The 14,501-nt window shown below is 71.2% G+C and carries 13 protein-coding genes; 8 read left to right on the top strand and 5 right to left on the bottom strand.

What is annotated here, in order from left to right; genetic code table 11:
- Positions 1-18: 18 nt before the first annotated feature.
- The gene (locus tag D458_RS35450) at positions 19-807 is read left to right on the top strand and encodes a VanZ family protein (protein WP_083936291.1); all 789 of its coding nucleotides are present in this window, start codon (positions 19-21) and stop codon (positions 805-807) included.
- A gap of 346 nt (positions 808-1,153) precedes the next feature.
- On the opposite strand, the gene arc is transcribed toward D458_RS35450, so the two are convergent.
- Both arc and D458_RS0111555 read right to left on the bottom strand, forming a co-directional pair.
- The gene (gene arc / locus D458_RS0111550) at positions 1,154-2,923 is read right to left on the bottom strand and encodes a proteasome ATPase (RefSeq protein ID WP_017586910.1); all 1,770 of its coding nucleotides are present in this window, start codon (positions 2,921-2,923) and stop codon (positions 1,154-1,156) included.
- Between the two features lie 364 nt (positions 2,924-3,287).
- Positions 3,288-4,274 carry a tRNA (adenine-N1)-methyltransferase gene (locus D458_RS0111555; protein WP_017586911.1) on the bottom strand — a complete coding sequence of 329 codons (987 nt, stop codon included), beginning with the start codon at positions 4,272-4,274 and terminating at the stop codon, positions 3,288-3,290.
- Positions 4,275-4,472: 198 nt separating this feature from the next.
- Here D458_RS0111555 and ppgK point away from each other — a divergent pair, with 198 nt between their 5' ends.
- Complete coding sequence (gene ppgK, locus D458_RS0111560) at positions 4,473-5,228, top strand: polyphosphate--glucose phosphotransferase (protein WP_017586912.1); 756 nt, start codon at positions 4,473-4,475, stop codon at positions 5,226-5,228.
- A gap of 269 nt (positions 5,229-5,497) precedes the next feature.
- Here the strand turns inward: ppgK and D458_RS33385 are convergent, their stop codons facing one another.
- A complete protein-coding gene (locus D458_RS33385) occupies positions 5,498-5,833 on the bottom strand; it encodes a hypothetical protein (RefSeq protein ID WP_017586913.1) in 336 nt (111 codons plus the stop codon).
- Between the two features lie 294 nt (positions 5,834-6,127).
- Between D458_RS33385 and D458_RS0111570 the strand changes: the two genes are divergently transcribed.
- Positions 6,128-7,459, top strand: a complete 1,332-nt coding sequence (locus D458_RS0111570; protein ID WP_017586914.1) for a helix-turn-helix domain-containing protein — start codon at positions 6,128-6,130, stop codon at positions 7,457-7,459.
- Between the two features lie 32 nt (positions 7,460-7,491).
- Positions 7,492-7,965: a hypothetical protein gene (locus D458_RS0111575; RefSeq protein ID WP_017586915.1), complete on the top strand. Its 474-nt coding sequence runs from the start codon at positions 7,492-7,494 to the stop codon at positions 7,963-7,965.
- 32 nt (positions 7,966-7,997) lie between these two features.
- On the opposite strand, the gene D458_RS0111580 is transcribed toward D458_RS0111575, so the two are convergent.
- A complete protein-coding gene (locus D458_RS0111580; protein ID WP_051049664.1) occupies positions 7,998-9,170 on the bottom strand; it encodes a site-2 protease family protein in 1,173 nt (390 codons plus the stop codon).
- Positions 9,171-9,273: 103 nt separating this feature from the next.
- Here D458_RS0111580 and D458_RS0111585 point away from each other — a divergent pair, with 103 nt between their 5' ends.
- The 4 genes from D458_RS0111585 to D458_RS0111600 all read left to right on the top strand — a co-directional run bounded on the left by D458_RS0111585 (position 9,274) and on the right by D458_RS0111600 (position 12,988).
- Positions 9,274-10,077, top strand: coding sequence for a RecB family exonuclease (locus D458_RS0111585; RefSeq protein ID WP_017586917.1), 804 nt, complete (start codon positions 9,274-9,276; stop codon positions 10,075-10,077).
- Positions 10,078-10,178: 101 nt separating this feature from the next.
- Positions 10,179-10,940 (top strand): response regulator, encoded by a 762-nt coding sequence (locus tag D458_RS0111590; protein ID WP_017586918.1) that lies wholly within the window; start codon positions 10,179-10,181, stop codon positions 10,938-10,940.
- 208 nt (positions 10,941-11,148) lie between these two features.
- The gene (locus D458_RS0111595; RefSeq protein WP_017586919.1) at positions 11,149-12,579 is read left to right on the top strand and encodes a threonine/serine exporter family protein; all 1,431 of its coding nucleotides are present in this window, start codon (positions 11,149-11,151) and stop codon (positions 12,577-12,579) included.
- A gap of 220 nt (positions 12,580-12,799) precedes the next feature.
- Positions 12,800-12,988, top strand: a complete 189-nt coding sequence (locus D458_RS0111600) for a DUF5999 family protein (RefSeq protein WP_017586920.1) — start codon at positions 12,800-12,802, stop codon at positions 12,986-12,988.
- A 239-nt stretch (positions 12,989-13,227) separates the two neighbouring features.
- On the opposite strand, the gene D458_RS0111605 is transcribed toward D458_RS0111600, so the two are convergent.
- Complete coding sequence (locus tag D458_RS0111605) at positions 13,228-14,487, bottom strand: tetratricopeptide repeat protein (protein WP_026119210.1); 1,260 nt, start codon at positions 14,485-14,487, stop codon at positions 13,228-13,230.
- Positions 14,488-14,501 lie beyond the last annotated feature (14 nt).

Below are 14,501 nucleotides of genomic sequence, written 5' to 3' on the forward strand. Positions count from 1 at the left end.
ACAGGCTAGGTTCGCCCAATGGGTTTTTCATCCGCGACCAGCTTGGCAAGTGATGTTCTCGTTCTCTCTCCGATAGCTGTCCTTGTCGCCATCGGCCTTTTTCTGCTTCATCGACGGAATACACGAAAATGGCCACAGGCTGTCTTCAACAGCACCGTGGACACGCTGGCTCTGGGAGTACTGACCCTGATCGCCGTCGTCACTCTGGTGAACCCCGGCGGGGGCGGCGGCGTGGAACTCGTACCCTTCGCCGACCTCACGGCTTCGGGGTGGAGCCGGACAGGGGCCTATCAGAACGGTGGCAACATCGCGATGTTCCTACCCCTGGGCGTGCTGCTCCCCTTCACCTTGGGAGGCAGGCTCGCCGGCTTCCCCAGAGTGCTCGCCGCCTCCGGAGCCGTCTCGGTCACGGTGGAGATCCTTCAGTACGTCCTCGGCACCGGACGCATCACCTCTGTGGACGACGTCATCCTCAACTGCACCGGTGCCGTGCTCGGCTCACTCCTGACCTGGCCCTGGTGGCGCGCACGAAGGCGCCGGCCCGAGCGGGAGAGCTCGGCCCCATCAGCGCTCTCGGCGACCGGCGGAAGAAGTCAGCAGTCGCTGCTCGAGTCGACCTCGACACGGTGCGTCCCGTTGCTGGGCGTGCTGTACTCACGCGGAAAACGCCCTTGTCGAATTCGGCCCCCAAGAGAACTGTCCGACCCCGCCCCTGATCGAGGAGAACGTGGCTCCGCCCTCCTAGGTCACTTTGTCGGTGCCGGTGACCGTTGTTCCTCCAAGGACTCGGCCGGTGGTTTCCTGTGAGTCATCCTCGACCGGAGAATCCGTGGGCGACAGCGAATTGAAGGTGAGAGCCACGGCTCCGAGAACAGCAGCCGAGCGGGGGACAACTCTCAACATCTTCCTTTCTCCAATTGGGCGCCGGATCGGTGGGCGAAGACTCTTGGAAACACCGGTCCGTTCATCGTTCGGGGCCGACTCCGGACACGGGTTCCGTTCCGAGGGCGGTTCCAGGGAGTCCTCCCGGTCCGGCACGGACCAGAACCTCAGAATTCTGCCATCGCCCTGCCGTCCCGGGACCCGGGAGCAGCCGACACGAGGAGGGGCCGACCGGAAGATCCGATCGGCCCCTCAAAGCGCTCTCAGAGTGCTACAGGTACTGGCCGGTGTTGGCGACGGTGTCGATGGACCGACCGGAGTCGGCGCCCTTCTTGCCGGTCACCAGGGTCCGGATGTAGACGATGCGCTCGCCCTTCTTGCCCGAGATCCGGGCCCAGTCGTCCGGGTTGGTGGTGTTGGGCAGGTCCTCGTTCTCGCTGAACTCGTCGACGCAGGCCTGGAGCAGGTGCGAGACCCGCAGACCCTTGGACTGGTGGTCGATGAAGTCCTTGATCGCCATCTTCTTGGCACGCGAGACGATGTTCTCGATCATCGCGCCGGAGTTGAAGTCCTTGAAGTACAGGACCTCCTTGTCACCGTTGGCGTAGGTGACCTCCAGGAAGCGGTTCTCCTCACCCTCGGTGTACATCCGCTCCACGACCCGCTGGATCATGGCGTCCACCGTGGCCCGGGCGGACCCGCCGTGCTCGGCCAGGTCCTCCTCGTGCAGCGGCAGGTCCTCGGTGACGTACTTGCCGAAGATGTCCCGGGCGCCCTCGGCGTCGGGCCGCTCGACCTTGATCTTGACGTCCAGGCGGCCCGGCCGCAGGATCGCCGGGTCGATCATGTCCTCACGGTTGGAGGCGCCGATGACGATGACGTTCTCCAGGCCCTCCACACCGTCGATCTCGCTGAGCATCTGCGGGACGATGGTGTTCTCCACGTCGGAGGACACACCCGAACCGCGGACACGGAAGATCGAGTCCATCTCGTCGAAGAACACGATGACCGGGGTGCCCTCGGAAGCCTTCTCCCGAGCACGCTGGAAGACCAGGCGGATGTGCCGCTCGGTCTCGCCCACGTACTTGTTCAGCAGCTCCGGGCCCTTGATGTTGAGGAAGAAGCTCTTGCCGACGTCCTTGCCGGTGCGCTCGGCGACCCGCTTGGCCAGCGAGTTGGCGACCGCCTTGGCGATGAGCGTCTTACCGCACCCGGGCGGGCCGTACAGCAGTACGCCCTTGGGCGGGGTGAGCTTGTGCTCGAGGAACAGTTCCTTGTGCAGGAAGGGCAGTTCGACCGCGTCGCGGATCATCTCGATCTGCCCCGACAGGCCACCGATGTCGGTGTAGGAGATGTCGGGGACCTCCTCGAGCACGAGTTCCTCGACCTCGGACTTGGGAATCCTCTCGTACACGTATCCCGAACGGGGCTCCAACAGCAGGGAGTCACCCGGACGGATCGGCTCGCCCAGCAGCGGTTCGGCCAACCGGACGATCTTCTCGTCGTCATGGTGCGAGATCACCAGCGCCCGCTCGCCGTCCTCGAGGAGCTCCTTGAGCAGGACGACCTCACCGACGGTCTCGAACGACTCCACCTCGACGACGTTGAACGCCTCGTTGAGCATGACCTCCTGGCCCGGACGCAGGTTGTCCATGTCCACGGAGGGACTGACGTTGACCCGCATCTTGCGGCCGTTGGTGAAGATCTCGACGGTCTCGTCCTCGCGGGACCCGAGGTAGACACCGAAGCCCGACGGCGGCTGCGCGAGCCGGTCGACCTCCTCCTTGAGTGCCACGATCTGCTCGCGCGCCTCCTTCAGCGTGGAGACGAGCCGTTCGTTCTGCCCGTTCGCGCCGGCGAGGTTGGCCTGGGCCTCCCGCAGTCGCTCCTCCAGCAGACGCACGTGTCGGGGTGAGTCGGCGAGCTTGCGCCGAACCACGCTGAGTTCCTTCTCCATGTAGGCCACCTGGGCCGTGAGCTCAGCGACTTCACGGTCCCGATCGCCCTGACGCTCGTCCTCGCGTTCGGCCACGTCCGCCACCTCCCTGTAAGAACTACTCGGAAACCTACCTACCCATGCCCAATTCCTAACCTGTAACCGTGCACGAGTGTCGTAGACCTCATTTCTGGATCTTGCGTTCTCGCAGATCACAGTGGTAGCGAATGAGTCGACGTAATGAGAAAGTAACCTCCGTGGCGGGGGTCGGGCAAGCGCCACCCAGGTGTTTCGGCACGAACCGCCGACCGCGGGCGGTCCCTCCCCTGCACCTGCGGACAACCCCGGACGGCCCCGGCTGCTTCCCGGCACGCCCCCGGACGCACGGAAGGGGCCCGCCCGGACGCGGTGTCCGGACGGGCCCCTTCCCCATGACGGATCGCTCCGCCACGGCATATCGTCGAGGCGGCTACTCGTCGCTCTCGGGTCCCTTGGCCGCGGCGGGCTCCACCGCGGCCTCAGCGGTGCTCTCCGTCGCCGGCGCGGCGGCGGGCGCGGCCGCCCTGGCTCCGGCGTCGGAGGCGGCCTTGGCGGCCTCGTAGTCCTTGCCGTAGGCGCCCTTGGCCGGACGGCGGCGCCGCTCGGGCGCCTCCACACCGTCGGCCAGACGGCGCGCGACCACCAGGAACCCGGTGTGGCCGATCATCCGGTGGTCGGGGCGCACCGCCAGACCCTCCACGTGCCAGGTGCGCAACATGGTCTCCCAGGAGCGCGGCTCGTAGAAGCGCTCGTCCCCGCGCAACTCCTCCACCACACGGGACAGCTGCGTGGTGGTGGCCACGTAGCAGCACACCAGGCCGCCGGGGATCAGCGCCCCGGCGACCGCGTCCAGGCACTCCCAGGGCGCGAGCATGTCCAGGAAGACCCGGTCCACGTCGGTCTCGTCGAGCTCCTCGACCAGGTCGCCCACGGTGAGCTTCCAGGCCGGGTGCGGGCCGCCGTAGAAGGTCTCCACGTTCTTGCGGGCGATCTTCGCGAAGTCCTCGCGGCGCTCGTAGGAGTGGACCATGCCCTGTTCGCCGACCGCGCGCAGCAGCCAGTTGGACATCGCGCCCGATCCGGCGCCGGCCTCGACCACCCGGGCGCCCGGGAAGATGTCGGCCTCGACCATGACCTGGGCGGCGTCCTTGGGGTAGACGATGGTCGCACCACGCTTCATGGAGAGCGTGTAGTCGATGAGCAGGGGGCGCAGCGCCACGTAGGCCGTGCCGGTGTTGGAACGCGCCACACTGCCTTCGGGCTCGCCGATGAGGTCGTCGTGTTCGACCTTGCCCTTGTGCGAGTGGAAGCTTCCACCCTCACGCAGTGTGATGGTGTGCATGCGACCCTTGGGGTCGGTCAACTGCACGGTGTCGCCGTCGGTGAAGGGGCCGCGGCGGCCATGGATACCGGTCAACGTCGCTCTCGTCTTCCCACGTCGCGTTTGGTCAGGGCAGTCGCCCAGCGTATCGGCCTTCCGGGACCAGCACGAACCACCGCGCGCGGCGGACGGCGTCCGTCAGGCGTGCGAAACCCCCTCCCCTTGGGCAGTATCAGGCTTGTGGAACATCCACGACCCCCATTCGACGCACGAGGACCACAGGAGACACGACCGATGTCACAGCTGACCACAGGCCTGGGAATCGATATCGGTGGCAGCGGGATCAAGGGCGCCCCGGTCGATCTGGTCTCCGGCGAGTTCCTCCGGGACCGGCTGAAGATCCTCACCCCCGAAAACGCCGATCCCGCCGCGATGGCCCGGATCGTCGGCGAGATCGCCGCCCACTTCCCCGAGACCGCGGGGACGCCCCTCGGCGTCACCTTCCCCGGAGTCGTCCAGGGCGGGGTGGTGCGCACCTCCGCGAACCTGCCCAAGAGCTGGGTCGGCACCGACGCCCGCGCCCTGTTCGCCGAGGCCACGGGCCGTCCGGTACGGGTGCTCAACGACGCCGACGCCGCCGCGCTGGCCGAGAACCGCTACGGGGCGGCCCGGGACGTGGGCGGCACAGTCCTGCTCACCACGCTGGGCACCGGGATCGGCACGGCGCTGGTCGTGGACGGCCGCCTGGTGCCCAACACCGAGTTCGGCCACCTGGAGATCGACGGGCACGACGCGGAGTCGCGCGCCTCCTCCGGGGCCAAGGAACGGGAGGGGCTGTCCTACCACGACTGGGCGAAGAAGCGGCTCCAGCGCTACTACCGGGTGATCGAGGACCTCGTGTGGCCGGACCTGATCGTGGTCGGCGGCGGGGTGAGCCGCAAGTCGGAGAAGTTCCTCCACCACCTGGACATCCGCACCCCGATCGTGCCCGCCGAGTTGCGCAACACCGCGGGGATCGTCGGCGCGGCCCTGTCCGCCGCGGAGGTCTAGGGGTCCCCCGCGACGGACCCTCTGTGGGGGGTGAGGGGCCTCGGCTTCGAGGGAAGTCGCCGAGTGCCCCTCAGGGGGTGGACGCCGCCGCCCCTCGGACCGGGCAGGAGGGACGGCCCCGCTTCGGGTGCCGAACGGGTCCGGGACCCGCGCAGAGGGAGACTGGGGCACGGGATCACCCCAGACACCGTTCCGACACCCGGGACCGTGCGCGTGCACAGCCCGTCCTGGTCCGGATGCGGCGGCCCCAGCACCCGGACATGTCTGGTTCAGCCGCCCTCCGCCGAGGTGGACAGGGCGCCCACGATCCTCCGGGCCGCGTCGGAGGTCCGGGTCACCGGGGACAGCGGCACGCCGGACAGTGACGAGGGAACACCGTCCTGGCGGGGCCACCGCATCCACCACCACAGGTCGCCCCGGTGGGGGCGCAGCAGCGCGCTCTGCGGGCGGGCGGCCGGACCGGCGTCGACCAGACCCGACACGCCGTCCTCCCTGGCCTCGATTCCGTGGGCCCGCAGCTCCGCGGCCATCCCCCTCAGGGCGAGGGCGGCCGGGTCCGCGCGGTACCCGGACTCGGCAGGAGGGTTCACGCCGAACACGCCCAACGGCGGGACGCCACGATCCTCGCGTCCGCTCCCGGACAGGCTCCGGTTACCCGCCGGCGGCGTCCCAACGCTCACGTGGCCCCCTCTTCACTCCCGGACCGGCGCACGCGCCCGTCCGGACCAACGACCCCTTCACTGTGCCGCACCGCGGGAAGGCGCACGTACCACTATGCGGATCACGCATTGCGCCTTCTTTTTCACACATAGCCACCAAGGGCGCCCGGAATCCCTAACCTAAGCTGCATGCCCCAACCAGACGGCGTTCTTCCCAACGACCTGTGGACCCGACCGCGCATGGCCGCCGCACTGGCCACCTGTGACATGCCGACGGTCATCGAAGGCGTGCGCGCCGCACGCGGATGGTCCCAGGGCGACCTGGCCCGGGCGCTCACCTACTCGCAGAGCTGGGTCTCCCGGGTCGTCAACGGTCAGCAGTCCCTCACCGTCAGCCAGGTCCACGACCTCGCCCAACGACTGGACGTCCCGCTCCACCTGCTCCGCTTCGGCGGAGCGGGGGCCCAGGACCGCACAGGGCCGCAGGACGGCACCGGGCCGCAGAGCCTCGTCGGGACACCGAACGGCACGGGGACACGCGAGAGCCCCAGCCGGAAGGGGGTGGACCCCACACGGCGCCGCGACTTCGGCAAGGCCGCCACGGGCGCCTTCGTGGCCACGGCGCAGCCCTACCCGGGGGAGCACGAGGGACACCACAGCATCGACGAGACCACCGGCCCCGCCCTGCGCTCCATCACCGGCGGCCAGCGCCGCATGGACGCCACCTCCCCCGCCCGCCACCTGCTGCCCGGCGCCGTGGCGCACGTGCACCTGTCCGAGCAGATGCTCGGCAACGCGCGCGGGACACCCTTCCACACCGAACTCAGCGCGGCAGCCAGCGAGGCCTCCGGCTTCGCCGCCTGGCTCAACGCCGACCTCGGCGACATGGGCTCGGCCCGCATGCACTACCGCACCGCGGTCGTCCGCGCCCGCCAGGCCGGGATGCGCCTGCTCGACGTCTACATGCTCGGCTCGCTGGCCGCCTTCGAGATCGACGTCGCCGAGGACCCCGAACTCGGCCTCGGCCTCGTCCAGGAGGCCGAACACGTCCTGGGGCCCACCGCCCACCCCACGGCCCGCGCCTGGCTGGCCTGCGTCGGAGCGCTGGCCCACGCCGGGATCGGTGACCGCGTCGCCGCCGCACGGGCCATCAGACGCGCCGAACGCGAGGTCGCCCGCCCGGACAACGCCCAACCGCCCTGGCCGTGGGTGTTCGCCTTCGACCAGGCGAAGGTCGCCGGGTACCGGGCCCTGGTGGGAGTGCGCCTGCGCAGCCCGCACGACGCCCGCGCCGCCTTCGCCGAGGCCGTGGCCCCCGCGCCCCGCAACGTCAAGCAGTCCGCCCTGCTCAAGGTCGAACTCGCCTCGGCCCACGCCGAGGCCGGAGACGTCGACGAGGCCTTCCGGCTCGCACAGGAGGCGCTCACCACCGGGGTGCGCTTCGACTCCGAGCGCGTGGTGGGCCGGGTCCGCTCCTTCCGCAGGCGTTACCGGGGCCCCCGGGCGCACTGTGTCGAGGACCTCGACAACAGACTCTCGTCGATTGTTACCGGTATACCCATCAGTGGGTAGAAAGCCGGCGAAGCGAACAGCAGGGAGGTTACGTGATTCGCATCGGAATCACCGGACACCGCGACCTGACCCCTGACGTGAGCGGCGCCGTCGCCGACCTGGTCAAGGCTCACCTGGCACCGTACGGATGCGAGATGGTGGGCCTGTCCTGCCTCGCGGACGGCGCCGACGCCGTCTTCGCACAGGCGGTGGTGGCCGCCGGCGCCCCACTGGAGGCGATCATCCCCGCCACCGGGTACCGGAAGGCACTGCCGACCGAACACCACCCGGTCTACGACCAGCTCCTCGACCAGGCCGTCCGCGTCCACGAATTACCCCACAGCGAGTCCGAACCCCGCGCCCACATGGCCGCGGGACGCGTGCTCGTCGAGGAGTGCGACCACCTGGTCGCGGTCTGGGACGGAGAGCCCGCGCGCGGCCCCGGCGGCACCGCCGACGTGGTGGCCTACGCCCGCGCGCTCGACCGCCCCGTCACGGTCCTGTGGCCCGAGGGCGCCCGGCGCTGAGCCCGCGGGCGGCGACCCGCACCGCCCCGAACTCAGCCCCGGCCGTCCCCGGCCCGCCCGGACATCACCGCGTTGACGTCCGAGGCCCGCAGCACCCCCGACAGCGCACCGTCGGCCTCCACCACCAGGTACTCCGGCAAGGGGTACCTGGTGAGCTCCGTCAGGAGCTCCTCCCCCACCAGATCCGCGGAGACCGTCGAGTGCTCGGTCAGCGCCCGCGCCACGTCCGAGACCGGGACCCACGCCCGGCGCGCCCGGGAGATCGCCTCTGCCGCCGCGGGGTGCACCACCGAGACCGGCGTGCCCTCCCCGTCGGTGACCACGACGACCTCCGCACCCGCCTCCCGGGCCCGGAGGTCGGCCTGCGCCAGCGGAAGGTCCGCCGGGACCGCCACCGCGGGCCGGGCCAGCGCCCGCGCCCGCAGCCCGGGCACCCGCGCCCGGACCCGGGCGTTGCGCAGCGCCTCGCTCGCACCCATCCACATGAACCCGGCCAGCACCAGCCCCCACACGACCGCCCAGGGCCCCGGGGTGCTCCCAGCGCTCCAGGCGAACAGGAACGGCAGGGCCACCACGCCCAGGGCCAGCACCCGGCCGCCCCAGGCCGCGACCACACTGCCGGTGTGCCGGCGCCCGGTCAGCTTCCACACCCCGGCGCCCAGCAGGCGGCCACCGTCCAACGGCAGCCCCGGCAGCAGGTTGAACACCCCCACCAGCAGGTTGGCGATCCACAGCTGGAAGAGCAGCTCACCGGTCACGGAGAACGGATCGGCGAAGAACGACAGCGCGAACGCGCCCGCCGCCAGGACCAACGACAGCAACGGCCCCGAGAAGGCGATCCAGAACTCACGGCCCGGCGTGGGCGCCTCCCGGTCGATCTCGGAGACCCCGCCCAGCACGTACAGGACGATGCGGCGCACCGGCAGCCCGTACCGACGGGCCACCACCGAGTGCGCCAGCTCGTGCACGAGCACGGAGGCGTAGAGCAGGACCGCGAAGACGAACGCGAGCAGGTAGGCGGAGGGCCCCAGCGCCAGCCTCGACTGGACGATCCCCCCGTAGACCAGCGTGATCAGCACGGCCACGATCCACCACGAGGAGGTGACGTAGACCGGCACCCCGAAGGGTCGGCCCAGCAGTAACCCAGGGCTCTTCCTCGCACGCTCGTCGGTGCCGGGTCCGGTGCGGTCACTGCCTCTGCTCACGGCACCAACACTATTGCCACACCCGATGATCCCCTCACAGGCCCGTCACCCCTCATGCGCACGGGGCCACACGCCGGTCGGCCGCCTCTCATAGGCTCGAACCATGACCACCGCACCACTGCCGACCGCCCTCTCACCCTCCCGGGCCTCCGACTTCCTCCAGTGCCCGCTCCTGTTCCGGTTCCGCACCATCGACCGCCTCCCCGAGGCACCCAGCGCCGCCGCCCTGCGCGGCACACTCGTGCACGCCTGTCTGGAGCGCCTCTACGAGCTGCCCGCCGACACCCGCACCCCCCGCACCGCGGAGAGCCTGGTCGACCCGCAGTGGGCCAGGATCCGGGAGAGGCAACCGGAGGTCGCCGAACAGCTCTTCCCCGGCGAGGAAGGGCTCGACGAGTGGCTGGAGTCGGCCCGGACCCTGGTCCGGCGCTACTTCGACCTGGAGAACCCCGAGTTCCTGGAACCGCGCGAGCGCGAGATGCGCCTGGAGGTCTCCCTGCCCACCGGTCTGCGGCTGCGCGGCTACGTCGACCGGCTGGACGTGGCCCCCAACGGCCGGATACGGGTGGTCGACTACAAGACCGGCAAGTCACCGCACCCCCGCTTCGAGGACAAGGCCAAGTTCCAGATCTTCTTCTACGCCGTGATGATCTGGCGCGACCTGGGCGTGGTCCCCGCCCGCCTGCAGCTCATCTACCTGGGTGACGGATCGGTGCGCTGGTACGACCCCACCGAGGAGGAGCTCGCCGCGGCCGAGGCCGAGATCGCCGACATCTGGGCGCGGATCGAGGCGGCCGGGCGCGCCGGCGTCTGGGAACCCAAGCGCAGCAAACTGTGCGGCTGGTGCGAGCACCAGGCCCTGTGCCCGGAGTTCGGCGGCACCCCTCCGCCCCTGCCCACCGGCTGAGACCCCGCCGACCACCCGGGAACCCACCGCGGGAGAGCCGGCCCGGCGGCCGGGCGGGTCACCCGCCCCGAGGACTCCCGGGGTGAGGGAGAATCGGGCCCGTGTCCGTCTCCGAAGCCGCCTCCCGCCCCGTCTCCGTCCTGCTCGCCGACGACCAGCCCCTCGTCCGCGCGGGCTTCCGCATGATCCTGGAGTCCGCCCCGCACCTGTCCGTGGTGGGCGAGGTCTCCGACGGACGCCAGGCCGCGCGCGCGGTCCGGAGCCTGCTGCCCGACGTCGTCCTCATGGACGTCCGCATGCCCGGCATGGACGGTGTCGAGGCCACCCGGGAGATCGTCGGATGGGCCCGCCCGCTCGGCCACCGGGTGCGGGTCCTGGCCCTGACCACCTTCGACCTGGACGAGTACGCCGTCGGAATGCTCCGCGCCGGCGCCGCCGGGTTCCTCCTCAAGGACACCCCGCCCGCCGAACTCGTCTCCGCGGTCGAGGTGGTCGCCGGGGGCTCCTCCGTCATCTCCCCCGCGGTCCTGAACCGCCTCCTGGACCGGTTCGCCTCGCTGCTACCCTCCCCCGGCCCCGATCCCGAGCAGGTCGAGGACACCCTCACCGCCCGCGAACGCCAGGTGCTCCGGCTGATCGCCAAGGGCTGGTCCAACGGGGAGATCGCCGCCCACCTGGTGGTCGGCGAGACCACCGTCAAGTCCCACGTGGGCAGTATCCTCACCAAACTCGGCCTGCGCGACCGCGTGCAGGCCGTCGTGCACGCCTACGAGACCGGCGTGGTCCGCCCAGGTCAGGGCGGGAAACAGGGCGGGAAGGAGGCCGAGGGCCGGAACGGGCGCGCACCGGGCTCCCCGGTCTGAGCCCCGCCCTTCCGGCCCCGGACCCCGGCGCGTCGGCGCCCGCGGGGGCCCGCGCGCCTTGGCAGGATGATCCGGTGACCGAACTCACCGGTGCCGCCCCGCCACGGGGGCGAACCCCGCCCGTGGGCACGGCGTCCCCCTTGGGGTTGCCGAGGCAGTGCGCCGACCACCATGGGGGCGGGCGACGGGGAGGAAACGGAGAACAGCGATGGCAAGCAAGCGGGAGCGTTCGGGGCCGCCGAGCGAGGAGTTCATGCTCAGCCGGATGCGCGACTGGCGCGCCGAGCACGAGAGCGAACTGACCCCGGACAACCTGGAGGACGACGAGGAGCTCAAGCTCCCCGACGCCCGGGCGATCAACCTGGTCCTGCGCGTGGGTGAGCTCATGCTGGCCAGCGGTGAGAGCACCGAGGCCGTCAGCGAGGCCATGCTGAGCCTCTCGGTCGCCTTCGACCTGCCCCGCTCGGAGGTGTCGGTCACCTTCACCACCATCTCCCTGTCCACCCACCCGGGCGGGGACAGCCCGCCCATCACCGGTGAACGGGTGGTGCGCCGCCGCACCCTGGACTACTTCCGCGTCAACGAGCTGCACACCCTGGTCCAGCAGGCGGCGCTGGGCCTGCTCGAACTGGAGGACGCCAAGGCGCGGCTGGAGCAGATCCGCCGGGCGCGCATGCCCTACCCCAACTGGATGATCGCGATGGGCTTCGGGCTGATCGCCTCCAGCGCCAGTCTGATGGTGGGCGGCGGTCCGATCGTGGCCGCCGTGGCCTTCCTCGCCACGGTGCTGGGCGACCGCACCTCGGTGTTCCTGGCCAATCGCGGGGTCGCGGAGTTCTACCAGATGGCGGCGGCCGCGGTGGTGGCCGCCTCGATCGGGGTGGGCCTGCTGTGGGTGAGCACGACCATGGGCCTGGGCCTCCAGGCGGGCGCGATCATCACCGGCAACATCATGGCGCTGCTGCCGGGCCGTCCGCTGGTGTCCAGCCTCCAGGACGGGATCAGCGGCAGTTACGTCTCGGCGGCCGCACGGCTGCTGGAGACCTTCTTCACCCTGGGCGCGATCGTGACCGGAGTGGTCACCGTGGCCTACACCGCGACCCGTCTGGGCATCGACCTGGACCTGGAGAACCTGCCCTCGGCCGGAACCGCCATGGACGTGCCGGTGCTGATCGGCGCTGCCGGGATCGCCATGGCCTTCGCGATCTCGCTGGCGGTGCCGCCCCGGATGCTGCCCACCATCGGTGTCCTGGGGGTGATGATCTGGCTGATCTACGCGGGTATGCGCTCGGTCCTGGAGGTGCCCCCGGTGGTGGGCACGGTGGCGGGCGCGGTGGCCGTGGGCGTGGTCGGGCACTGGCTGGCCCGGCGCACCCGGCGGCCGGTGCTGCCCTACCTGATCCCGTCGATCGCGCCGCTGCTGCCCGGCAGCATCCTGTACCGGGGGCTGATCGAGATCACCCAGGGAACCGCGGTCTCGGGCCTGCTCAGCATCGCTGAGGCGGTCATGGTGGCGCTGGCCCTGGGCGCCGGGGTCAACCTCGGCGGGGAACTCGTCCGGGCCTTCCAGCGCGGCGGACTGGCCGGGGCGGGCATGCGCAGCCGTCCGGCGGCGCGACGCACCCGAGGCGGTTACTGATCCGGCCGGCCGGAAGGGCCCCAGGATCCCCTCCGGCCGGACCCGGACAGGGAAAGCTTCGCCCGGACAGAACCCGGAGCGGGTGACGGGAGTCTCACTTGTCAGGAGCGAACAGAAGGCGGTGGCAAACATTGTGGACCTAAACCGTCAACACCATGTGATGTCAGCCACTACTGTTGGCTTCAGCTCAACGAGGAGCACTCAGACGAAAGGCTCTGTCATGTGCAGCCATTCACCCTCCTGCCCGTCCTTCGAGGACACCGACCGCGAGGCCGCGCGCATCGTCTCCAGCCACCCGGAACAGGGTTGGAGTCTGCTCTGCAACGGCGTGGTCCTTTTCGACGACACCGGCGAACTCCTCCCCGACGGGGCGGTTGTCGCCCCGCACCGCCCCCGAGTCGCCGCCTGACTCTGCTTGTTCCCGAGCCCCGCTTCACCTGCCCGGTGTTCGGGCGCCCGGAAGGGGGAACCCGGGTTTCAGGCAGCACAGCGCCCTCGTCCACGCCCGGTCTTCGATCGGCTCGACCCGTCTCGCACTGTGTCTGCTCGAACCCGGACTCCCGGCGCCCCCACCGCCCCACCGGAACCGCTTCCGCCCGGGCCCTGGTCGTTCCCGGCCCCGGGCGGTGACGTGTGCGCGCACGCCCTTCAGCGGCCGTCGGGCCAGTTCTCGGGCAGTACGTCCTCACCCATCGCGTCGCTGAGCCGGCGCCGGAAGTCGGCGTGCACGGAATCGCCCCAGACCAGTTCGCTCGGGGTGCGCAGGGCCTCCTCCATGGCCGCGCGCAACGCGGCCGGACGGGCCTCGCCCTCGACCACGGGGACCGCCAGCAGTGCGTGCATCTGGGTGACGACCGCGAACAGCTCCCCCGCGAGCGCGGGTGCGCTGGAGGTGGCCACGGCCTCCTCCAGGTAGACGTCCCACCAGGGCTCGGGGGGCTCCTCCTCGCCCTCCTGCGCCCGCTGGGCGAAGGACCGCCGCAACCGCTCGCGCACCGCGTCCGCGGTGTCCCGGTCACGGCTGTCCAGCCCCGTCCGCCACACCCGTTCGGCCGAGTCCGGCTCGCCCCGCAGCGCCAGCAGGCCCGCGAGCAGCTCCACCGCGGCCCCGGAGGTGTGCGGCTCCGGGCGCGCGCCCCGCTCCTCCTCCGAGGGGCCGGGGTCGACGACGGCACCCACGTCCGCGATCGCCCGCTCCAGGTGGGCGGCGGCGCGCAGCAGCCGCAGGCCGGGGTCGTCCCCGACGGTCAGGCCGCGTTCGACCGCCACCGCGGCGGCCTCCGGCCGTCCCCGTTCGAGGAGGCGACCGGCCAGGTCGCGGGCGGCGTCGATGACGGTGGAGGCGTGCAGGCGGCTGATCGCCGTGTCCGCGGGCGGCAGCTCGAGCACGGCCTCCCAGTGCTCCTCCGCCTCGGCCTCCTCGCCGCGGAGCTCCGCCTCGCGGGCCAGCCCGTAGCGGGCCACCGCCGTGTAGGCGGTCCCGCCCAGGTCCAGCAGGCGGTGCCAGACCCGCGCGGCCTCACCGTGCGCGCCCTCCTGCTCCAGGGAGAGCGCCAGGTGGTAGGCGGCGCGCGGGGCGTAGCGGGCGTCCCCGGTGGCCAGTGCGCGGCGTGCGGCCTCCCTGGCGGCGGCGAGGTCCCCGCGCTGGTCCTGCACCACGGCCAGCCCGAGCAACGCTCTGGCCTGGACCCGGGGGCGGGGGTTGGCCGCGACCGCCTGCTGGTAGAGCTTGGCGGCCCGCTTGAGGTGGCCGTTCTCGGCCAGGTCCTGGGCCTGGTCGCACAGGTCGGCCGCGCCCTCCGCGGGGGGCACGGCGGTGTCCTCGGCGTCGTCGGGGTCGGTGGCCCTGGGCGCGGGGTCGGGGTCGGCGGGGCCAGAGCGCGCGGGAGGTCCGGACGTCGTGGTCATTCGTTCCGCTTTCC

Source organism: Nocardiopsis ganjiahuensis DSM 45031, from assembly GCF_000341085.1.
Classification (GTDB): Bacteria; Actinomycetota; Actinomycetes; order Streptosporangiales; family Streptosporangiaceae; genus Nocardiopsis; species Nocardiopsis ganjiahuensis.